The organism is Cyclobacterium xiamenense (assembly GCF_009467825.1).
Lineage (GTDB): Bacteria > Bacteroidota > Bacteroidia > Cytophagales > Cyclobacteriaceae > Cyclobacterium > Cyclobacterium xiamenense.
Map to the genome: position 1 here is coordinate 179,692 of NZ_WIOK01000010.1, position 21,880 is coordinate 201,571.

The window sequence follows — 21,880 nt, forward strand, 5'->3', positions numbered from 1 at the left end:
TCCCTTTCGAATTTAGTGGGCAAAATATTTTTTCAACCAACTCGATTCAGCAGGTATTAGCCATTGGTTTTTTAAATCGGCGATTTTATTGACACCCGGATTGAAGACTTTGCTTTTCGGCTGCAAATAACCTTCCTGAACGTGCATTTTTATTTCCGGTAAAAAAGCCACGTTCACTCCTTCTTCATCCAGGTAGGAGACTTTTCCGCTATCCAACAGATTGATGGAAAGCTGGGTTTCGATTTCCCGCAATGCCCGGACCGAACTATCGATCGAACAACCGCTGGCCCCAAGGGGTCCTTCGTCCACGGCGAGTACAATAAATTGATCGTATTTGATGTCAAACGAAGTGGGAAGCTGCGTTCCGTGGGTGTTCCACTGATTGCAGAAACTTACCAATTTGGAAATGATCCAGGTCTTCTCTTCCTCTTTAAACGGTCTATCAGCCTGGTAGACCCATATTCTGGCCTCTTCGGACATTTGTTCAAATGGTACGTACATGCCTGATTCTGGTTTAGTATGGTAGTTTACGTTTGCTGTCTGTTCATCGCCCGAGCGATTACACGTATACTAGTAAACGTAAATTGAGTTTATTATGATGCAAAATAGGGATTAAGATCCACTAAAAAACGCAATAAACCAAAAGAATGTTGCCTTAATCCCGTAGACGGTAGGTCTACTCAGCCGGACAAACCCTGGTCCCGGGCGATGAGTTCGGCCAGGTCCAGGACCTGCACCTGTTTTTCCTGTTCTTTGTTTTTTACCCCGTCGGACATCATGGTGAGGCAAAACGGACATCCCACGGCGATGGTTTTTGCTCCCGTCTGCAGGGCTTCTTCGGTTCGTTCTACGTTGATGTCTTTGTTGCCTTTTTCGGGTTCTTTGAACATTTGCGCGCCTCCGGCTCCGCAGCAAAGTCCCTTGCTGCGGCACCTTTTCATTTCCACCAATTCCATATCCAGGGCTTTGATGATCTCTCGTGGAGCTTCATAGACGTTGTTGGCTCTTCCCAGGTAGCAGCTGTCGTGAAAGGTAATTCGTTTTCCTTTGTATTCGCCTCCACCTTTCATGACGATTTTTCCTTCCTGGATCAGTCCCTGTAGAAACTGGGAGTGGTGCATTACCTCGTAATTGCCTCCCAGGGCAGGGTATTCGTTTTTCAGCGTGTTGAAGCAATGCGGGCAGGCTGTGACAATCTTTTTGATCCCATACCCGTCCAGCACCTGTATGTTGCTGATGGCCTGCATTTGAAATAAAAACTCGTTTCCCGCTCTACGGGCAGGGTCTCCGGTACAGGTTTCTTCCTCGCCCAGTACCGCAAAATTGATCCCGACTTTGGTCAGTATTTTTGTAAAGGCCAGCGTGACGGCCTGGTAGCGTTCGTCAAAGGAGCCCGCGCAGCCCACCCAAAAAAGCACTTCGGGTGTCTCTCCTGCAGCTGCCTTTTGGGCCATGGTGGGGACTTGATAGGTATTACTCATTTGTAGTTGGTTTCGTATCTTCCTGATTTACTTTGGCTGCCCAGTTAAACCGATCGGTCGGGGGAAATTTCCAGGGGGCAAAGCTGGTTTCGATGTTTTGAAACATGGCGTTCCACTGGGCCGGACTGCCGCTTTCCTCCATCGCGGTGTATCGCCGCAGCTCTAAGATGATGGATAACGGGTCAATATTTACCGGACAGGCTTCCACGCAGGCATTGCAACTGGTACAGGCGTTGATTTCTTCCTGGCTGATGTAATCGCCCAGCAGGGATTTGCCATCGTTCACTCCGTCTTTCCCGGCCGCATTGGCACGGCTGATTTCTTCGGCCCGGTCCCGGGTATCCATCATGATTTTGCGTGGCGATAGTTTTTTTCCGGTGAGGTTGGCCGGGCATTCGGCCGTGCAGCGACCGCACTCGGTACAGGAAAAGGCATTCATGACCTGAACCCAGGAAAGGTCCGGGACATCTTTTGCACCAAACCGGCCGATATCAGCCTGATCCGTTGGCTCGGGAGTCGCTTGCAGACCCAGCATGGATTTCACTTCCTGCGTCACTACTTCCATGTTGGGTATTTTTCCCTGAGGCTCCAGGTTGGCGTACCAGGTGTTGGGAAAGGCCAGAAATATGTGCAGGTGCTTCGAATAGGTCACGTAGATGGCAAAGCCCAGGATGCCCAGGATGTGAAACCACCAGGCACCGCGTTCCACAAGCAGCAGGGTGCTGCTGCTCAACCCGTCAAAAAGTCCCTGCAGGCTGCTGCTAATCCAGAGCCCACCCAGGGGGATGTACCCTTCCACACCTCGATAGGCCAATAATTGATCGGAAGCATTCATGGTCAGGATGGCAAGCATCAGCACGATTTCAATCCATAAAATGAGGTTGGCATCCAGCTTGGGCCAGCCTTTTAGCTCGGCTGAGGAAAGCCGTGGGACCTTCATGCCGTTGCGGCGAACCAAAAATGCAACACAGGAAATCAATACGCCCAATGCGAGAACTTCAAACACGTTCATGGCCAGGGTGTAGAAACCGGCGAGAAACGGGGCGAAAATCCGGTGGGTACCGGCCAGGCCATCGATGATAAACTCCAGCACTTCCAGGTTGATGACCACAAAAGAAACGTAAATGATCAGGTGTAGCAGGGCGGGTCCCACGCGTTTGAACATTTTCTTTTGGCCAAACGCAACCAACGCCATCGTCTTCCACCGTTCCCTGGGGCGGTCGTTTCGGGCCAGTGGTTTTCCCAACAGAATGGTCTGTCGTAAATAGCTAATTCGCTTGTATAAAATATATCCTGACGCACCCAGAACCAATAAAAATAGGATTTGCGGTAAGCTGCTCATAGTGAATGTATTACTCTTAGGCCTCTATTTTTTTATTCAAATCGTTTGTACAAAAGTAACAAATACCTACCTTTGCAACACTTTCAGCGGTGATGTAGCTCAGTTGGTAGAGCATCGGACTGAAAATCCGTGAGTCGGTGGTTCGAGCCCACTCATCACCACTGGCCCTGGTTTCGACCAGGGCTTTTTTTTTGCCTTTTTTTTATATCCGAAGCGATTGTTGATGCTGTTGCTTTGTATCATTTCCCCGGCAAATTACTAAATAGTACGGATGCATGCTATCATTACCGCATTAAACAACCCCTGGAAGGCCCAGTTGTTCCAAAATTCGGGTCTTTCCCTCCGCGAAAATGCAAAGGGAATGCATTGCCGTCAAAAAAATTTGACAAAAAGTGTAACATTCGCGCGACAACTTCATCCTATACCTGCATGAGCACTTTTTTTGAAGCAACGATATGGCCGCTACGAAATAAACTGTACCGTATGGCGTATCTCCGAACGAAAGACCGGGATGCAGCGAACGATGCCGTTCAGGAGTCCTTTTCCAACGCATGGGTACACCGGGAAAGCCTGGAGCGGATGGAAAATCCGGAAGGATGGATGGTGAAGACCCTCAAAAATCAAGTGCTGCAGCAGTTTCGTACCGCAAGCAGGATGGAACCCTTAGAAAACCAGGGCGAAGCAATACAGGAAGAGCCGGCCGAATCCCAGGCAGCGAGTCAATCGGTGAAACGGGTGTTTTGCTTTTTGGACGACCTGCCCCAAAAGCAGCGGGAGGTCTTTGAACTGCGGGAAGTGGAAGGACTGACTTACGAAGAAATTGCCGGGTACCTGGAAATTTCGGTCGAGCAGGTGAAGGTAAACCTGCACCGGGCCAGAAAGAGACTCAAGGAATTTTTACTGAAATGCAAGGAAGATGAACGATAGATTGGATCAATTACTGGAGAAGTACTGGCAGGGGACCAGTTCACCTGTAGAGGAGGAGGAGATGAAAGCACTGTTGGAGCGTGTACCGGGGTATGCGCAGGAAAAGACCTTTTTCCTGGGCCTGCGTGAGATCAAACGCATGAAATCTGAACTTCCGGAAAATTCGGGTTTTCGCAAGATGAGCAGGCCAACAGACGGTGGATTTGTCAGGGACTGGATGAAGCTGGCGGCGACGCTGATTTTGCTTGTCGGTATGGGGGTCTTGGTACGTCAATACCAGGTTTGGCAAGAAAAAAAAGCTCAGGAACGTGCCTATTTTGAGGTCATGGAGGCATTTGGCTTAATCCAGCAGAATTTGCATAAGGGAGAAAGGCAGCTTGAGGTCATGCAGGACCTCAAATACCTGCATGCACCCCATCAACTATTCAACCTAAACGAACGGAAAAATGACTAAGAAATTCATTGCTTTACTGGGTCCGCTGATGTTGGTACTTGGCGGTCTACAGGCGCAGGAAAGTGCCATTGAAAAATTTTATTCCAAATACGTGGAGGACGAGCGTTTTTCCCGCGTCTTTATCAGTCCCAAAATGATGCAGATGGCCGGCGGTTTTCTGAATTCCAACAGCGTGGAAGGGGATGAAGAGGCCGGGCAGCTGCTGTCGCTTATCGCTAAAGTGAAGGGGATTCGGATTTTGTCCGGCGAGCAGGTCAATGGGTTGGATATGTTTGACGAGGCTATTGAACTCCTTAACTACAACCAATCATTTTATTTGGAAAGCAAGTACGAAGAGCTGATGGACATCAAGGACAAAAGCAGTTCCTTAAAGTTTTTGGTACGGGAAGAAGCGGGCCGGATCAAAGAATTGCTGATGGTTTCGGGGACAAAGGAAGAATTTACCCTTATGAGTATGTTGGGGGATTTTACCTACGCCGATCTAAACCTGCTAGCCGAAAAAACCAACCTGCCGGGCATGAAGGAATACGGGCAGGGCAATAAAGAATAAGTTTTGAAAAATTAACGTATTGACTATTCATTTAACGACAAAATTATGAAGAATGCACTAAACCTTGTTTTCCTTTCCCTGTTCTTTTGCCTACCGCTAAGCCTCTTTGGCCAGAGCAAAAGCGTGGACCGGCTTTACAATCAATACAAAGGCGAAGAATCTTTTTTCCACCTGGATTTGGCGGGTAATTTCCTGGATTTTGCGAAGGGCTGGGACATTGACATCGAAGAAGCCAACCTGTCGGCCATCACGGAGAGCATCGAACGGGTCAAACTCTTCAAGCTGCCGGTAAGTGGTAACCAGGCACGAGCCGATTTCAGAAAGCTGGCGCAGGGACTTGAGCGGGAAAACTACGAACTGATGATGGAAGCGGAAGAAAAAGACAGTGGCGTATCCATTTATGCGCTGGGTCAGCGCAGCATGAAGGGTCTGGTGCTGCTAATTCGTTCCAACGAGGATGCCGAATACCTCGTGATTGAGTTGGAAGGACAGTTTGACCAAAAGGCCCTGGCCAAGGTAGGAAAGGGGATTTGATACTTTCTTCCCACTCTTGGAAAGGCGGGGTCGGAAAACCGGAATCGTCTAAAACCCTTGAGGTCTTCGAGACCTCGAGGGTTTTTTTCGTGTACGTTCTTCGAAAAGAATACGGGGTTGGGAAAACCCCAAAGGTCTATGTCCACAACCGTTGAGGTCTTTGGGACCTCGACGGTTTTATTATTCGTGTACGTTCTTCGAAAAGACCTTCGGGGTTGGGAAAACCCCAAAGGTCGATGTCCATAACCGTTGAGGTCTTCGAGGCCTCAACGGTTTTATTCGTTTACGTTCTGCGGAAAGACCCTCGGGGTTGGGGAAACCCCAAGGGTCAATGTTTATAACCTCGACGGATTCATTTCGTAAGATCTCTGGCAATGACTCCATTACACAGGATTTTTATTGTCGACGAGGAATTTTTAAGCCCGCCATTTTTTTCGTATTTTTTCTAATTCAATCATCTTACCGCTCATGAAGCAATTGTTGTTCTCCTTGGTTTTTCTGTTTTTGGCAGCTTGCGGATCCGGCAATTCGTCCGTTGAGAACGGTCGAGGACCAGACTTGAATTTTACACTGGACACGGTTCAGATTGATGCCCGGGGAGAAATCCTTTTCCTGAATAACGGCTTGCGTTCTGCGGTCCTTACCGATGACAAGCACTACCTGTATAACCTGAATCGCCAGGCCTATACCATCGAAAAAATCGATTTAACTACCTTGGCACTGGAGACCTTGCTACCGTTTGAAAAAGAAGGGCCGGATGGCATTGGGGGATATTCCATGGGAATAAGGCTGGTAGACGGGGATCGGTTTTTGCTATCCGGTTACGGCAATCATGCCCTGTTTGACAGCAACGGCAAAAAACTGGCCGATGTAGGCCCGGAAACAATCCCTTCCTTTGCCTCGGAAACGGAAGCAGGGAACGTGCTGTTTCCGGTGCGATTGCCGGAGACCCGGTCTGCTTATGCTGGGGTATGTATCATTCCCGGAGAACGGGAACCGCAGCTAATGTTCTGGGATACGGAAGAACAAACGTATCGGAAAGTAAGGAACCCCCTGCTGGAGAGATCCATACAGTACCAAACGGACTTTGACGATGGGACCACGGCTATGTTTATAAGCGGTGGGGAATACCTCGAAGTGGTAAATGATAGGGTTTTGTTGGGCCTAAACGGAAGTTCAGATCTTTGTATACGTGAACCGGGACAAGAGGAATTTTATAAAAAGACCTTCGAAAACGGTTGGATTCCCCGGGAAAAGGAGACCACCTTTCCGGAAAAAATAAACGATAGGGCCTTGTTTCAAGAATTGTATAAGAAAGCGACGGAGGAAATTTCCTATAATAAGCCCATTTGGGATGAAAGTCGAAAGGTTTATTTCCGGTTTTCCTACAAGCAGGAATACGGCGTTGCAAACACCGGTCCTTCGGATGGTCTTTTCCCCAAACCTACGGGCGCTAGCGTGTACCTCACGATCTACGATGCCGATTTTAATTTGCTGAGAGAGACTGCCGTTCCTGAATTGAACCAGCCGCCGGCCTACCACTTTGTCAAAGATGGTAAGATTTGGATCTTTGAGAATTTGGAGGATGAAATGGGTTTTGTAAGGTTGAGTTTTGATTTGTGATTTCGGATGGTTTGTAGGTCGATTGAACAAATGTTAACCATATAAGGCATAGAAGGACATATAAGGGGTTTTTATTGTAATTCTGGGCGTATTTGAGATATATCTTCTAATGGTAAAATTATTCCTTGCCGTGTTTAATTTTTAATCCTAAATCGCTGACCAATTTGGTGTAACGTTTGTTTTTGGGGTAGTTAGCCACAAACCAGTCTAGGTATTCCGGCAGTTTACCACCCAGGAAATAGGGTAGGTTCATTAGATAAAATGTCATATTTACAGGGTAAATAAATACAAAAAATGTAAGATATACAGGGTAACATGTTACAAAATATGGGATATTTAGAGGCCAAAATTAAATGTGTGGATTATTTACCCTTTTTTTAACACCTATTTATTTTAATTTGCCCGGAAAATTCTTAATTTTTTAGTCTAAATCAAATCATAAACACATGAGGCTTTTCGTTATTCTTTTCTTCGCCAGTTTACTTATTGGCTGTGGGAGCGTTGATCATCGGGAAAAAACCGGTGAGGTACGCCTGGGTTTTAGCCTGGATACGGTTATGATTGATGGGGGAGAACAGCTTGTTTTTCCATATTTAGCCGCATCAAGGAGTTTTTTTACGGATAATAACCGCTTTCTGTTTAACTTCAATGATTTCGATCATTCGGTTGAAAAAATTGACCTGGAAAAACTTGAGTTTGCTGGAAAGTATCCCTTTGAAAAGGAAGGGCCTAACGGCACCGGGGAATATGTGGATTACATGGTACACCTGGACTCCGGAAAATTGCTCATACAAACGAGTAATCAGGCGGGTATTTTTGATTGGGAGGGGAATAAACTCGGGGAATTTGACCCCTTGCTGGAGGGAACTTCACTGACGAATGCTGACAAAAAGGCTTTTCAGCCTTTTAAGGCAGTAGGAGATCAGGTTTATGGCCTGATAGTTGACAATGCGGCCAACACCAGTGAAGTGGGATATTTTAACCGCAGCAGGGATGAATTTTCAACCATTCCTTTGGCAGAGGAATTCAGACATGGGGACTTTAACTTGGAGCACAGGGAAGGTAATTCCCGGCGACGGTATGCGCCAGGTTTCATCATGCAGGCCTATGGTGAAAATAAGCTGGTAGTGGGCAGTCCGGTGTCCAGCAGCTTGTTTATTTTCGACCCTGAAAGCGGGCAATTAGAAAAGAAGGAATACAATCTTACCCTGACAGCAAATGAGAAAAAGGGGGTTTACAGGCTAGCAACCGAGGATGAGGCTGATTTTCAAAGGGCATACGTAGAATTGTATGAGGAGGTATCATTCGGTCCTTTAATATGGGATGTTGAAAATGAACGTTTTTTTCGTTTTTATTATGAGTACTCCTATCCGGATGAGCTTCCTCCGGGTGGATTTCCAAGACCTGTTTCCACCGCAGTCTACCTGATGGTATTGGATAATGAACTTAACTTACTTCATGAAACGTCCGCGTCTCAGCTTGATTATGTACCCTACTTTTCTTTTGTCAAAGACGGCAAAATCTGGATTTTTGAAAATATAGACGATGAGATGGGGTTTGTACGTATGTCGATTTCGGATTTACCCAATCGGAAATCATAAATTCACCATCCTCCCAAGAAATTAGCTATAAAATGAGAAAGTTTTTGGTAATTTATTTATGCAGCTGCCTTATAGGTTGTGGCGAAAAAGAGAAGTTTGGAAATCAGGGGATAACTAACCTGGAGTTTTCTCTGGATACAGTAATGATTGATCCGGGAAATGAACTGCTGTATTTAAATGCAGGGCTTCGGATGGCTTCGCTGGAGGCCGAAAGAGACTATCTCTATAATTTCAACCTTTCCGACCACACCATTGAGAAAATCAATTTAAACAGTAGGAAGCTTGAAGATAAACTGGCATTCGAAAAGGAAGGTCCTGATGGAGTTGGAGATATGGTATATAGAATGGATCTGATATCAGACGAATTGGTGGCGTTTTTAGGTTACGTAAAAGTCGGTATTTTTGATTTGAAAGGGAGAAAGGTGGCTGAATTCCCCATTGCGGAGATAGATTTCGACGGGGACCGGTTGATTAAGGGCGAACGTTTTGAATTTCTGAATACCTATATGTTTGATCCGCAGAAGATGGTGGGCTTGATTAGAAATGCCAGGGAAAAATCCTTTTCCTTGGGAGTGTTGGATTCCGGTTTCAGACATTTGAAGAAGACTCCGATTCCTTTGGATGCACCGGAGAACTTTCGATTTGTGCTAAGTAGTCCTTCTAGAGTACAAATGTCCTTTCCCTCAGCCAATATTTCTAAGCACAAAGGCAATTACGTCATTACCAATGAGGTAAATAATACAATCCTGCTTTACGATGCCGATTTAGATACTTTAAAAAAAATCAACTATCAGCCTATGCTTACGGAAGATAGGAAAAAAGGCAAATACAACCAGGTAACAGAAACAGAGGAGGAATTTAAGATAGAAACCCAAAGCGTACAACAAGAAATCAGTTTTATGGCTCCCGTTTGGGATGAAAAAAACAATCGATTCTACCGGTTTTCCCATAAAGCTGTCAACATTGCAAGCCCTGCTATTAAGGAGGAAGTGTATAAATCATCCGTATACCTGACGGTATTTGATGCTGATTTTAACGTGATTGCAGAATCCCTTGTTGAAGATTTAACGAAACCACCCGGATTCCATTTTGTCAAGGACGGCATGCTTTGGCTGTTTGTCAATCTGGAGGATGAGCTGGGCTTTGTCCGTCTCAATATTGATTTGTGAATTCGAATATATGATTTACCCCATTTTACATCTGATATCTACCCGACTTCTAATTTAAGTTCAAATGAAAAATCCGCTTGACATTTTATGCTTTGTATTTGGTTTGATTTTTATGCTGGCGTCTTGCGGTTCTCCGGCGGAAAAGGAGATTCAGGAACTCACAATCAGCGTGGATACCGTACAGATTGATCCGAGAGAGGAACTGTTGTTTCTCAAGTGGGGGCTTGAGCTTTCCGGACTGAGTGCGGATCGTCGATACCTGTACAATTTTGACCTGGAGCAACACCAACTCGAAAAAATCGACCTGGATTGCCTGGTTCTGGACCGAAAAATTCCCTTTGAAAAAGAAGGTCCCGATGGACTAAGGGGTTTCCATTCCCTCAGGGGATGGGAGAGAGGAGCTATTTTCTTCAGCACATGGAATGGGGTAAAGGTCTTTGACCAAAGTGGCAAGCTTGACCATTCCTGGGAGCTGGATCCGAAGGGATTTTCCGGGGATGTTCTCAGCGACAAGGAATCCCTGATCGGAATCCAGGTTGATCCTTCCGGTGAGGGGGAAGCATATGGCCTTGCAAAAGCTTTCCGAAATGAGCTGGCTTCGTTTGTCAGGTTGGATCTGGACCAACATCAAATCCACCGCTATTCGTTACCTTTATTGGATAAGTTAGGGAATTACACCGCTTCCTTAAATGATGGGGAAAACTATGCCTATCACGAAGTAGAAACGTACCTGGAAATAGTAGACAGTGGCGTCTTGTTTGGGGCGGAGATCGGAAGTGAATTTTACCTTTACGATCCGAAAGCCGATACCATCAAGGTGGTTTCCTCCAATAGTGAGTGGATGGAGTCGGAAAATATGGCAAAAGGGCGTGATTTTGCTGCTGCAAGTGAGTTTTCCAGGTACTTTCAGCAATTCATGGAAGGACCTCATTATTTATTGCCTGTTTACGATGGGCAGAACAAGCGGTATTGGCGGTTATTTTACGAGAATTATTATGAAAGCGAAATAAAGGAAGGACTTTTTCCCCAACCTGCCGGAGCCAATGTTTACCTGGCTTTGTACGATGAGGAGTTGAACCTGATAAGGGAGGTCGAGCTTCCCTTTTTAACCGAGAAACCTTTACGGCATTTTGTTAAAGATGGGATGCTTTGGCTGTTTGTCAACCTGGAGGATGAGATGGGATTTGTGCGCATGTCGATTGATTTATGATTTCAGGAAAAGGATAGGAATGTGTAAAAAACTTATTATATTGGTGTATAATTAAAATAGGATGAGAACCAATATCGAGATCGATGATAAGTTGATGGATGAAATCCTGAACAAAACCTCCTTGAAAACCAAAAGAGAAATCGTTCATGCAGCACTAAAAGACTTTCTTCAAAAATTGAAGCGGGAGGAACTGGCAGGTATGGCCGGTAAAATTGATTGGGTGGAAAATTTGGAACGAATGAGAACGGATTAAAAAATGGTTCTTTTGATTGATACCAGCATCTGGATAGAATTTTTCAGGGGAGAGGATGAAAAACTGGTTCGGATAGTCCGGAAACATATTCTCAGCAATGAGGTTTGTATTTGCCCTCCGATACTTCAGGAAATTCTACAGGGAGTAAGAGATCTTGCAACATTTGATAAGCTAGCCGATCAATTGATTAGCCTCCGGTTTTTGGAAGCTGACCCTAAGATGATGGCCGTGAATGCCGCTAAATTATACTTTAATTTAAGAAAAAAGGGTGTCACCGTCCGCAAAAGCATGGACTGCCTAATTGCATCCTACGCATTGGCATTTGATGTTACTTTCTATCATGCAGATAGAGACTTTGACCATATCTCAAGGTATTTTCCAATCAAACTTTTTACGTAGGATTATTACCGGTTATACGGTAATCTTACCATTATTTCAAAAGGGTAAGTGTCTATGTCTTATTAGTGTTTTGTGGACCAGGCTGGTGGATCAATCTCACATGTACATGCGCTACTTTCCAATCCCAAATCTGCAATCATCAACCTTTGAGGTTTTTTTGGTAAGTTTATATTTATGTCTCTTCTGTTTTAAATCGGACTGAAGTTTGCTATTAGTAAGATTAGCCTTCAAATTGATAAATTAATGTTAAAAAATACGCTTACAAGTGCTGTTGTTTTGATTTTACTCTATTCACCCATGCTGCTCCAAGCCCAGGAAAGGCATGAATATGAGATTTCCATTCTGGGGATCAACATTGGGGACATGGTAGCCACCAAAGAAACCAAAGCCGATACAACGTATTTTTTGCTGAGAAGTGAGGTGAGCTTTTGGTTTTTTGGGCGGATCAACCTGGATTATACCACCAAAGTAAAATACCATCAGGGGCAGTTTATCGAATCATCCGTAGAAAAAAAGACCAACCGAGGGGATTTTCTGTCCAGGATTTGGCTGGAAGACGGGGTCTATGAGGTCCGGGCCAATTCCTATAAGTATGAATTCAATGATCAGGTCAGTGAAAAAATCGACTACAGTGCGGTGCGCTTGTTTTTTGAGGAACCGAAAGGTAAAAAAAGAATGATTACCGAAAACCACGGCCAGTTTGCCAGCATTACCTCCAAAGGAAACGGGGCCTACGATACCTATGTGGAAGGAAACGAAAACAACTACCAATACGAGAATGGCAAATTGCAGGAGGTCAGCATGCACAGTCCCATTAAGAATTATGTGATACGGCGGAAGGAATGATGGTTGCTGATTTTCCGATTTCACCACCACCCTGGGGATGAATTTTTTATCGGACATTATATAGGTACCTATATGATTGAAGTAACAGGGAACCATATAAGGCATAGGAGGTCATATAAGGGGTATTATAGGTGATTCAAGGATATATTTCCACAAATCCAGTCTTGGTAGCTGTGATATCTGTTCGAAGAAGTTTATAGTAATTCTATTCCTATTCCATTAATATTACCAGGTGGGTATTTATGTTGGATGGTTTTTTTACTCGAGTCTCATTTGTATTGAAGAGACTAAAAATCAAAAGGGAATATTATTGATGTATGAAAAGAGCGTTAGGCCGACAAAAAACCGAGGGGCGCGGCAGGATGGCGGGAGGAAGGATTTTTTTGTCTTGATTCAAAATTTCTCTTAGGATTACTTTGATGGATAGGTCGGTTCAATAATGCCTTTAATTACGATTAAATGCGACGGCAGGGTTGCAAACCCTGTTTATCTGGGTTCGCTATTTCAAATGCCGAAAGTGGGTGAATGGTTAATACACCATTATATCCCACCGAGGTTGGAGAGCAAACGTAATTTCCAAATAGGACAGTTGATTGGTAGGAACATGTTCAACCCCTGCCGGGGTTATTGTAGTTAAAGCCCTTCAGGCTTCGGAGTCCAATTGGTACCTTTTGGCAGAAGTGATTTGAGACCTGTTTTGTTAGGGTAGGGTTCAGCTAAAATTAATTCCTTTAGGACCCTTCACGGCGGTTAATGATTATCTCAATGAGCATAGGCCTGAAGGGCCTGAACAACAATAACCGTGGGTGTAATCCACGGCTGATAGACTGCCGATTATCGCCGACTCTGGTAGGGGTTGAATCTAGCGTAACTGCCTTTAGAAGATCAACTATTTTTGTATCTAACACTATCTTTTCGATTTGTGAAGAATAAATTTACCATGAAAATCGAAAATATTATGTTCGATTTTCATGGTAAGTTGGTTTTGAAGATTCACTTTTTCACTTATATTTACATGGAATCTGTTTCAATCCATGGTTAAGCAAAGGTATATACAGGCACTGTTTGAAGAATATATGGAAATATTCCCGGCAGTAGGGATTGTGGGTCCACGACAGGTTGGAAAAACTACCTTGGTCAAGAATCTTTCCTGGGGAAAAAATAAAATTTACCTGGATCTTGAAAAGGCCAGTGATAGGGCTAAACTGAGTGATGTGGAATTGTTTCTAACGAACCATAAAGGTAATACCGTTATTCTCGATGAAATTCAATTAATGCCTGAGCTCTTCGCAGAGCTTCGCAGTTCCATTGATGAAGACAGAAGGCCGGGAAGGTTTATCCTTTTGGGCTCAGCATCACCCGACCTTATTCGTAGTAGTGCGGATTCCTTGGCGGGGAGGATAGGATATATTGAGCTCACTCCTTTTACGCTGAAAGAAATATTAATTGAGGAAATGGAGCGTCTTTGGATGCGGGGAGGTTATCCCCTGTCATTCCTGGCATCCACTAAGCGGGTGAGTTATTTGTGGCGGGAAAATTTCATCAAAACCTATATTGAAAGAGACCTTGGCTTATTGGGGTTGAATACAGATCCAAAGCTGGTTGAACGATTTTGGATGATGTTGGCCCATGTGCAGGGGAGTTTGTGGAACGGAGATAATTTTGCTCGGGCACTTGGGATAACCCGGCCTACAGTAACCCGTTACCTGGAATTCCTGGAAGGGTCATTTATGGTCCGGATCCTTCAGCCCTATCACCGAAATGTTAAAAAGAGGTTGGTCAAATCTCCCAAGGTATATATCCGGGATACAGGACTGCTGCATACGTTGGTTGGTGTAAAGTCGTATGATGAATTGATCAATCAGTTGTTGATTGGCGCTTCCTGGGAGACCTTTGTCATCGAGCAGATAATCAATCTGCTTGGACCGGATTACCACTATTACTTCTACCGTACCCATCAGGGTGCGGAGTGTGATTTGTTATTGGTAAAATCTGGAAGAGTTGAATGGGCGATCGAAATCAAAAATACCCTTTCACCCAAAATCAGTAAAGGCTTTTTAATAAGCATGGAGGATACGAAGGCCGCTAAGGGGGCGGTTATTTCCCGGGTTAAAGAAGGTTACCCGCTGAAGGGAGGGGTGAGGAATTATTCTTTGTTGGAATTTTGTGAAGCTCTTAAAAAGTAATGTCACAGGGAAAACTAATGATTCCTTTTAAAATGTGAATTATTCCAACTTATGGATTGATTTCAATTCTTAGATGTCCAACAAATCTTTAGGTCTAGCTGCTATTTTGGGATTAACTATTGTCGTGCGTACAGTGTTGTTTTTCGATCCGAGGACTGTAGTGGAGACATTATTTTCGGGTAGGCCAGTAGGTTGGTAAGCCCATGTTCAACCCCCTGCCGGGGTTGGGTGAAGGTTGGGTTCTCGCCGCCCCCCGGGTTTCGCCCGGGGTTATTATTGTTGAAGCCCTTCAGGCTTCTGCTCCGAGAAGATCTTCAATAATTGGGTAAGAACTCAAATGAATCCACTAGCTAGAACCTGATTCGAAAGTAAATTTAGATTTTCAGTCAGAATAATTGAGCTGGAATCAGATAAAACACTTTTGATTTCCTATTCTGCTCCTACTGACTTCCCAATGTATCCCAGGCCTGAAGGGCCTGAACAGCAATAACCGTGGGTACAGCCCACGGCTACCGGACTACCGCTCATCACCAACCCCTGCCGGGGTTGGGTGAAGACTGGATTTCGGTAGACCCCGGGTTTCGCCCGGGGTTATTATTGTTGAAGCCCTTCAGGCTTCGGAGTCCAATTGGTACCTTTTGGCAGAAGTGATTTGAGACCTGTTTTGTTAGGGCAGGGTTCAGGTAAAATTAATTCCTTTAGGACTCTTCACGGCGGTTAATGATTATCTCAATGAGCATAGGCCTGAAGGGCCTGAACAACAATAACCGTGGGTGCAGCCCACGGCTCCCGGACTACCGATTATAACCAACCCCGGTAGGGGTTGAACCTAATGTAGACACTTTCACAAGACCAATTGTCCTTGAGCTGACGGCTTCCCTTAGACCGGAGAAGAGCAGGAGCGGCTGTACACCCCCAGGACAGGCGGTAGGCAGGATCATGTTCAACCCCTGCCGGGGTTGAGTGAAGGCAGGGTACCCGCAGTCCCCCATCGGGTTTCTCCCGGGGTTATTGCGATTTCAGCCCTTCAGGCTTCGGCATGGGGAAGGAGTTTGCTAATACGGAAAGAAGTCAAATAATTCGCCAGCCTATTAATTCTTTAAATCACCAAAAAGCGGTATTTTTAGTGAATAAAATCACCAAAAATCGGTAATTTTGGTGAATACAAAAAAAATTGCCATGATTGAAAGAAGCCTGCAACGTCAGATATCCCAAAAGCTATTCAAGGGGAAAACCATTATCCTGATCGGTGCGAGACAGGTTGGCAAAACGACACTTATCCGATCCGTTTTACAGGGAAGAGAGTTTCTTTTTCTGGATGGAGATGACCCATTGGTAAGGCAGAGGCTGACCAATCCAAACACCAAAGAGATTGAAACCATAATAGGAAATTCAAGGATCATTTTTATAGATGAGGCACAACGGATAGAGCATATTGGGATTACTGCAAAAATTATTCACGACCAATTCAAGAACGTTCAGTTGATTGTGAGCGGTTCATCGGCTTTTGAGCTACGAAATTACACCAATGAACCGCTGACAGGACGAAAATTCGAATTTTTCCTGTATCCAATCTCCTACGAAGAATATGAGAAATCGCTCGGATATTTGGATGCCCTGAGAGACCTGGAGAATCGCTTGATATACGGATATTATCCTGATGTTCTTAATAATAGAGGGGAGGAAAGGGAAATCCTTAATGAGATTACCCAAAGTTATTTGTTTAAAGATATTCTCTCTTTGGGCGATATCAAAAAGCCAGAAGCACTGGAAAAAATTCTGCAGGCGCTGGCCTTTCAGGTCGGTAGTGAAGTGAGCTACAATGAAGTGGCTCAGCTAACTGGGGTGGATAAGAACACGGTTTCAAGGTATATTCATTTACTGGAACTGTCCTACATTGTTTTTCCGATAACTTCATTTAGCCGTAACCTTCGCAACGAGATCAAAACCAACCGGAAGATTTATTTCTACGACAATGGCGTCAGAAATGCAATCATTCAAAATTTTAACCCGGTTGGATTGCGAAATGATACAGGCATTCTATGGGAAAATTTCCTAATGTCAGAGAGGCTTAAGCGAAACCATTATTACAAAAGGTACTGCAATACCTATTTTTGGCGGACCAGGTACCAACAGGAAATTGACTACGTGGAGGAGTCAGATGGAAAGATTACAGCATTTGAATTCAAATGGAATCCAAAAGCCAGAGTGAATATTCCGGCAATATTCGTAAACACATACAATACCAGTGTTGAGGTTATTTCAAAGGAGAATTTCAGGGATTTTGTGGAACCAGTTGAACAATAGCATGTTAAGCCTGAATACCTGATTTTGTTCCTTTTGACACCTCCATTAACCGATAGGTAATGCATTCACCCGTCAGCGCGATTATTTTTTGGTTTAATAAAATGTAAATTATCTCAATTATTCCTTTGAAAAAATGTGATCCTAGACATTTTTCCTTTGGAAAAGTGGAATTTGGTTATATGACCACTTACGCATGAGAAAAGAACTTATTATTTCTTTATTCACCGACGGGCAAAGTCCAGTCATTGTTATAAAACCCGGCAGCCTTGATGGCTTCAACACCTTTTACCGGCAGCTCGGAGGTAAAAACCACGAAATCCGGGAACCCGCTTCCACCGGCAAAGTATTGGTTGGCATTTGCTGTATGCAGACCTTTCAATCCTGTACCACTGACCACCGCGACACCGAGCTTGTTGTTGTCCTTACGGGGAACCATAAAATAGGTTCCCAAATCATCCTTACTCAGCATTTCGCTTCCCATTGTGACGGCATTGCGGGTAACTTGTATGGGACTGTGGCCGAGGAGAGGCTTCCAAGCCCGGTTGGTGTCGGCGTTGCCGTAGATGATGATGCCACGGTCAGCGTATTTATTCAACTCAAACTCCCTGTCCGAAACGATATCAACGGCACCATTGCCCCGGTAATACCAGCTTTCTGCATCAAAACGCGCCTTATTGTAAGCCCATTCATTCTCGGCTTTGGTACCCGAGGTGCCGTACACGAAAATCATCCGGTGGTTAAAGGGTTCTTTGAACGTACCATTGCGAAGGACGCCCTTGGCGGAAGCATCGGGTTTTGGTCCGGGTAGCCAGCTGTTGTTGTTTTTGTGAAGGTAGAGCATGGAGGCATTTTCATTTTCTCATGCCAACTCTTGTCCATCGATTTCCAACGAGATCCTGGTACCGCCATAAAAATCCCGCGTATCGATGCCCAATACAGCAATATTCTCTGTTGTCCCGCTGATTTTCAACGCTTCCCTATCGCGTTCCAGGCGGGCCCGACTGTAGGCCAGGGATTGTTCCTGTTGCAGGATATGCAGCCATTTGTTGCTGGAGGAAACGGCGGTATTGGCCGTAGAAAAGTCAATGGTATGGGTCAGGCTGTCGGGGCTACGCTCATGCCATTTAAAATAATCGAATAAAGGAGCCCAGTCTACACTTTCACTGCCAAACCAATGGCTTCCTCCCGGATATTCGTAATAGCTGAAGTCCGGATGAAATGCTGCCAGGATGCCCCGCATTTGTCTGGCATAGTTGACCGAAACCACCCGGTCATTGTCGCCATGGTGAATGTAGACCCCTACCGCAGCATAGTTTTTCGCTAGTTCAAGTACGTTGCTGGGATTGCTGGCCCTTAACAGGGTTTTTTCCAGTTCACTATCCGGGTTTTCCGGGATTTTTCCGTCTGCAGAGCCATAGCCCATCAGGGTGGGGTATCCGGCACAGGGAGCGATGGCTGCCCACTTTCCGGCAAAGGTGGCTCCCAAATACCAGGTGCCGTATCCACCCATGGAATGCCCGGTCAGGTAGATCCGGGAGGGATCGGGTTGGAATTTTTCCATGGCCAGGTCCAGGACTTCCATGGCATCTATCCTGCCCCAGTCTTCCCAGTTGAATCCCCTGGGCCGACGATTGGTAGGGGCTACCAAGGTTCCCCAGTCTTTTTGTTGATACGCCCTTGCCTGCCCTATGGCTTCCACGCCTGCACCATGTACGGATAAAAATAAGGCCGAACCAGGACTTCCACCGTCCATCTGCGGGGCCACTCCATAATATTGAATGCTGCCATCTATTTCGCTGACAAATGTCTGCTTGTAATGGGTTGTGCCTTCTCTTGCATCCAGGCTTAGCGTTTGATTATCGACTACTTTGTTTCCCAGCAAAAAATCAAGTGAACAAGTATATGCTCCCGTTTCCAAAATATCACCGGCATTTATTTCAAAGCCTACCTTCCGAATGCTCATGGCTGGAATGGTGGGAAGTGGAGTCCTTACCACTTTTTCGTTTAGCCGGGCTTCCATGTTGGCATTTCTAATGGGCTTGGAGGTATTGTTGATGACTACCACGGCTCCCAACAGGGCTCTATTGTCCTGTCCCAGGACAATGTCCGGCAGGGTAGCATCTTCTACTTTTAGAAGGGAAGGTTTTTGATCCAGCAGTAGTTCTGCAGCAATCCCGACCAAAGCCCGTTAAATCTGGCTAAAATTTCATTTTCACCTTTTTCCAGGGTAATGGGAAGGTAAAGCCAGCCGTCCCCGTAGATATCCCCTGCTCTCGGAACACCATTGACATAAAGCATACTACTTCCACTTACTTTTAATAGGGTATTTTGCTTTTTCTCCGAATCATAGGTAAGGTACAGGTACCCACTTCGTATCCGCCCTTTGAATTTACCGTCCTCTGCGGGCTGGATGGTTTTCCAAACACCATCAATATCGGCGGAAATTCCCTGTCCTTCCTGCGGCTTCTGGAAAGTCCCTTCAGCCAACTGGAACGCGACAGGATCCGTAAAGATCACCTCCCTGCCATAGCGGTGAATATTTTCCAGATAGAGGCCGGTAGTAAAAGTGGAGCTGTTTTGGGCATCGGCAGGAGATATCCCTAAAAGCACCCAGCTAATCAAAAAATATACTTTCAGGTAATGGTGGAAAACAAATTTCATAAAACTATCGAGTCTTGGAGAAATAATTAATTAAAGGATTGCCCCAAAAATAGACATATTGATCTGATAATAACGTTAGTCCGTATTAATTTTATTGATTTAAAATTAACTTTTTAATAGGTTTTTGAATCATAATTTTTAAATTTATAGTTCTAAACGTATAAAGTTATGGCAAAGATTTTTCCCTTATTGGTATTCTTTCTAATTCAGATAGCCTGTACCAGCGAAAACCGAATGGAAAACCTGAGTGGCAGTACCTCCCTGGATTATTCCCTGGACACGGTACTCATTGATCCCGGAGAGGAGTTGCTTTTTGTGGCGGGAAGGTTGTACAATTCGGACCTTTCCCCGGACGGAAAGTATTTGTACAATTACAATCAGCATGATCATAGCTTCGAACAGATTGATCTGGATGAAAAAAAGCTTGTCCGGAAGCGGCCCTTTGAAAAGGAAGGCCCTAACGGCACGGGTGATTTTTTCAGGTCTTTTTTTCTCATGGACAATGATCATGTGCTGATCGTCACCTTTCCGAATCCGCTAATTTTCGACCTGAATGGTAAGAAGTTGAAGGAACTGAAATTTCAGGAATTAATCACTGATGGTGCTGAAACCGACGATAGACAGGCCTTTCTGGTGGAGATGAATCTTCCGGATCAGGAAAACCAGTACCTGGGTTTTCTAAGAAGCTTCGAAGCAAAATCGACGGAACTCATGCGGGTTGATTTAAACGAAGGCAGTACCAAAAAAATGTCCATTCCGCAATTTGAAAATCTTAAGAATTTTGAGTTGCAATTTACAGATGGAAAGGGCTATATGGTATCTGGCCCTCAGACCTATCTGATTCGAGAGGGAGGCAAAATCTTGCTGGGAAGTAATCTCAGAAACGAACTCTACCAGTACCTGCCTGAGACGGATAGCCTACGGGTATTCACCTACCATAGTCAGCTTACCGAAAACGAAAAGACGGTTCCCGGGGCCAGGGAGTTTGATACCCAGGAAGGTTTTTTGGAGGCCATCCGGCAAGTGAGGGGAGAAATCAATTTTTCCGCTCCTGTTTGGGACGAACAGAATAAAGTGTACTACCGGTTTTCGCACAAAGAAGTATTGGAAGAACCGAATACGGAAAGCTTTCAGTGGCCCTCAGCCACTTCTGCTGAGGTCTTTCTGACCCTGTTTGACGAAAACCTGGACATGTTGGCAGAGACCAGGGTGGCAGACATCGGCATGCCGCCCCAGAAGCACTTTGTCAAGGACGGAAAGATCTGGATGTTTGTAAATGTGGAAGACGAAGTGGGTTTTGCAAGACTGTCGATGGACCTGGGGAGACGAACATTCCCTTCGGAGGGGGTATCGCTCATTGAAAACTAAATCATTTCATCCCATGAATTGATTTCAGCTCTAAGATATCTAACAAATCTTTAGGTCTGGCGGCTCTTCTTTTACTTTCAAGCAGGTCATTTAAATTAAGGACATTCCATTTAAATACTCCATTATCCCTAATTTCTACTTATTCGCTTTCTGCAAAGGCCTCATCAAAGCTTTTTCCAATCTGAAAATTGGTAATCAATTGCAGGTTTAGATCAGCAGGAGAAAATTTAACGGATATATTTTGTTGCTTGGTTTTAACTTTATCAGGAAAGCTGTCGATCTCATATCCCATTCGTTGAAAAACCTGGAGTAGCTTGGAGAAATTTTCTTCAGACGTATCTATCCAAAAATGCACATCTGCAGAGTGCCGTTGATAGCCATGAAAATTGACTGCACCACCCCCATCCAAAAGCATTTTAACCCCTTCCTTTGATGCTTCCCTTAAAAAGGCATCAATGTTCTCCTTCCAGATTTTTGTCATGGGTTTTGATTCCAATTATAAAATTGTCCAAAGGAGCTTTTCTGGGTGTTTTGACGGGAAGTTTCTTCAGATTTTCGCAAAGGTCCAAAAAGTGATAAAATCGATCTTTCGGTTCCAATCGAAGAAATACTTCCCGTTGCTCCCGGTTGCTTTCTTCTTTGGTTTGAAACTTGATTTCCATGTTGGAAGCTTATTTATATCCTAAATATAAGGTTTAATTGATAAACTGAAGAAATTTCAAGGCGGATCTATTGAATTATTCCCTGCCGGAATTTTGTGAAATCATTAAAAAAGAAAATAGTGAACAAAAGCAGACTAAAATCCCCTTTTAAAAAATATTTTTTTTTATGTTACTTACTTAATCCCTGATCATGAACAAATTTATTTTTTTGAATAAGGCACTTATCAAATAAAGGCTTTGTACGGATACGGTGGCTTCGCCACCATCCTTTGTATTAGATTTTCAAAAATCCCTTCTTTCATTTTAT

The 21,880-nt window shown here is 44.6% G+C and carries 22 protein-coding genes and 1 tRNA gene; 15 read left to right on the forward strand and 8 right to left on the reverse strand.

Translation table 11 applies throughout. The features are described 5' to 3' along the window. Nucleotides 1-12: 12 nt before the first annotated feature. The 3 genes from GCU44_RS09985 to GCU44_RS09995 form a co-directional block, all read right to left on the reverse strand. The gene (locus GCU44_RS09985; RefSeq protein ID WP_092173236.1) at nucleotides 13-501 is read right to left on the reverse strand and encodes a hypothetical protein; all 489 of its coding nucleotides are present in this window, start codon (nucleotides 499-501) and stop codon (nucleotides 13-15) included. A gap of 179 nt (nucleotides 502-680) precedes the next feature. Beyond that, the gene (locus GCU44_RS09990) at nucleotides 681-1,481 is read right to left on the reverse strand and encodes a (Fe-S)-binding protein (protein WP_174238244.1); all 801 of its coding nucleotides are present in this window, start codon (nucleotides 1,479-1,481) and stop codon (nucleotides 681-683) included. Then, nucleotides 1,474-2,823: a 4Fe-4S dicluster domain-containing protein gene (locus tag GCU44_RS09995; protein ID WP_154856265.1), complete on the reverse strand. Its 1,350-nt coding sequence runs from the start codon at nucleotides 2,821-2,823 to the stop codon at nucleotides 1,474-1,476. Before GCU44_RS09995 ends, GCU44_RS09990 begins: the two co-directional genes overlap by 8 nt. Before the next feature lie 88 nt (nucleotides 2,824-2,911). On the opposite strand from GCU44_RS09995, the gene GCU44_RS10000 reads away from it, so the two are divergent. From GCU44_RS10000 to GCU44_RS10065, 14 genes are all read left to right on the forward strand, one after another. Beyond that, nucleotides 2,912-2,984, forward strand: a tRNA-Phe gene (locus GCU44_RS10000). A gap of 322 nt (nucleotides 2,985-3,306) precedes the next feature. Beyond that, complete coding sequence (locus GCU44_RS10005) at nucleotides 3,307-3,750, forward strand: RNA polymerase sigma factor (RefSeq protein WP_394366485.1); 444 nt, start codon at nucleotides 3,307-3,309, stop codon at nucleotides 3,748-3,750. Beyond that, the gene (locus tag GCU44_RS10010) at nucleotides 3,740-4,204 is read left to right on the forward strand and encodes a hypothetical protein (RefSeq protein ID WP_154856267.1); all 465 of its coding nucleotides are present in this window, start codon (nucleotides 3,740-3,742) and stop codon (nucleotides 4,202-4,204) included. The genes GCU44_RS10005 and GCU44_RS10010 overlap by 11 nt, the downstream gene beginning before the upstream one ends. Next, nucleotides 4,197-4,754 carry a DUF4252 domain-containing protein gene (locus tag GCU44_RS10015; protein WP_154856268.1) on the forward strand — a complete coding sequence of 186 codons (558 nt, stop codon included), beginning with the start codon at nucleotides 4,197-4,199 and terminating at the stop codon, nucleotides 4,752-4,754. The genes GCU44_RS10010 and GCU44_RS10015 overlap by 8 nt, the downstream gene beginning before the upstream one ends. A gap of 45 nt (nucleotides 4,755-4,799) precedes the next feature. Beyond that, on the forward strand, nucleotides 4,800-5,288 hold the full coding sequence (locus GCU44_RS10020) for a DUF4252 domain-containing protein (protein ID WP_154856269.1): 489 nt from the start codon (nucleotides 4,800-4,802) through the stop codon (nucleotides 5,286-5,288). A 468-nt stretch (nucleotides 5,289-5,756) separates the two neighbouring features. After that, nucleotides 5,757-6,911 carry a DUF4221 family protein gene (locus GCU44_RS10025; RefSeq protein WP_154856270.1) on the forward strand — a complete coding sequence of 385 codons (1,155 nt, stop codon included), beginning with the start codon at nucleotides 5,757-5,759 and terminating at the stop codon, nucleotides 6,909-6,911. Between the two features lie 446 nt (nucleotides 6,912-7,357). Further along, complete coding sequence (locus GCU44_RS10030; RefSeq protein WP_154856271.1) at nucleotides 7,358-8,512, forward strand: DUF4221 family protein; 1,155 nt, start codon at nucleotides 7,358-7,360, stop codon at nucleotides 8,510-8,512. Between the two features lie 32 nt (nucleotides 8,513-8,544). Continuing rightward, nucleotides 8,545-9,681 (forward strand): DUF4221 family protein, encoded by a 1,137-nt coding sequence (locus tag GCU44_RS10035; RefSeq protein WP_154856272.1) that lies wholly within the window; start codon nucleotides 8,545-8,547, stop codon nucleotides 9,679-9,681. A 64-nt stretch (nucleotides 9,682-9,745) separates the two neighbouring features. Then, entirely contained in the window at nucleotides 9,746-10,891 is a 1,146-nt protein-coding gene (locus GCU44_RS10040; RefSeq protein ID WP_154856273.1) for a DUF4221 family protein, read from the forward strand. 61 nt (nucleotides 10,892-10,952) lie between these two features. Then, complete coding sequence (locus GCU44_RS10045; RefSeq protein ID WP_154856274.1) at nucleotides 10,953-11,144, forward strand: type II toxin-antitoxin system VapB family antitoxin; 192 nt, start codon at nucleotides 10,953-10,955, stop codon at nucleotides 11,142-11,144. A 3-nt stretch (nucleotides 11,145-11,147) separates the two neighbouring features. Beyond that, on the forward strand, nucleotides 11,148-11,543 hold the full coding sequence (gene vapC, locus GCU44_RS10050; RefSeq protein WP_154856275.1) for a type II toxin-antitoxin system VapC family toxin: 396 nt from the start codon (nucleotides 11,148-11,150) through the stop codon (nucleotides 11,541-11,543). 243 nt (nucleotides 11,544-11,786) lie between these two features. After that, nucleotides 11,787-12,389, forward strand: coding sequence for a DUF6134 family protein (locus GCU44_RS10055; RefSeq protein WP_154856276.1), 603 nt, complete (start codon nucleotides 11,787-11,789; stop codon nucleotides 12,387-12,389). Nucleotides 12,390-13,423: 1,034 nt separating this feature from the next. After that, nucleotides 13,424-14,575 (forward strand): ATP-binding protein, encoded by a 1,152-nt coding sequence (locus tag GCU44_RS10060; protein ID WP_154856277.1) that lies wholly within the window; start codon nucleotides 13,424-13,426, stop codon nucleotides 14,573-14,575. A 1,179-nt stretch (nucleotides 14,576-15,754) separates the two neighbouring features. Next, complete coding sequence (locus GCU44_RS10065; protein WP_154856278.1) at nucleotides 15,755-16,882, forward strand: ATP-binding protein; 1,128 nt, start codon at nucleotides 15,755-15,757, stop codon at nucleotides 16,880-16,882. A gap of 217 nt (nucleotides 16,883-17,099) precedes the next feature. On the opposite strand, the gene GCU44_RS23185 is transcribed toward GCU44_RS10065, so the two are convergent. Genes GCU44_RS23185 through GCU44_RS23195 form a run of 3 tightly spaced genes read right to left on the reverse strand, consistent with a single transcriptional unit; the run spans nucleotide 17,100 to nucleotide 19,543 of the window. Next, on the reverse strand, nucleotides 17,100-17,723 hold the full coding sequence (locus GCU44_RS23185) for a hypothetical protein (protein ID WP_206670822.1): 624 nt from the start codon (nucleotides 17,721-17,723) through the stop codon (nucleotides 17,100-17,102). Between the two features lie 18 nt (nucleotides 17,724-17,741). After that, on the reverse strand, nucleotides 17,742-19,064 hold the full coding sequence (locus tag GCU44_RS23190) for a carboxylesterase family protein (RefSeq protein ID WP_241684899.1): 1,323 nt from the start codon (nucleotides 19,062-19,064) through the stop codon (nucleotides 17,742-17,744). Next, on the reverse strand, nucleotides 19,013-19,543 hold the full coding sequence (locus GCU44_RS23195) for a hypothetical protein (RefSeq protein ID WP_206670823.1): 531 nt from the start codon (nucleotides 19,541-19,543) through the stop codon (nucleotides 19,013-19,015). The genes GCU44_RS23190 and GCU44_RS23195 overlap by 52 nt, the downstream gene beginning before the upstream one ends. A 168-nt stretch (nucleotides 19,544-19,711) precedes the next feature. On the opposite strand from GCU44_RS23195, the gene GCU44_RS10075 reads away from it, so the two are divergent. Beyond that, a complete protein-coding gene (locus GCU44_RS10075) occupies nucleotides 19,712-20,911 on the forward strand; it encodes a DUF4221 family protein (RefSeq protein ID WP_154856279.1) in 1,200 nt (399 codons plus the stop codon). A 139-nt stretch (nucleotides 20,912-21,050) separates the two neighbouring features. On the opposite strand, the gene GCU44_RS10080 is transcribed toward GCU44_RS10075, so the two are convergent. Both GCU44_RS10080 and GCU44_RS10085 read right to left on the reverse strand, forming a co-directional pair. After that, nucleotides 21,051-21,392 (reverse strand): hypothetical protein, encoded by a 342-nt coding sequence (locus tag GCU44_RS10080; RefSeq protein WP_206670824.1) that lies wholly within the window; start codon nucleotides 21,390-21,392, stop codon nucleotides 21,051-21,053. Then, nucleotides 21,364-21,573 carry a hypothetical protein gene (locus GCU44_RS10085; RefSeq protein WP_154856280.1) on the reverse strand — a complete coding sequence of 70 codons (210 nt, stop codon included), beginning with the start codon at nucleotides 21,571-21,573 and terminating at the stop codon, nucleotides 21,364-21,366. Before GCU44_RS10085 ends, GCU44_RS10080 begins: the two co-directional genes overlap by 29 nt. Nucleotides 21,574-21,880: the final 307 nt, after the last annotated feature.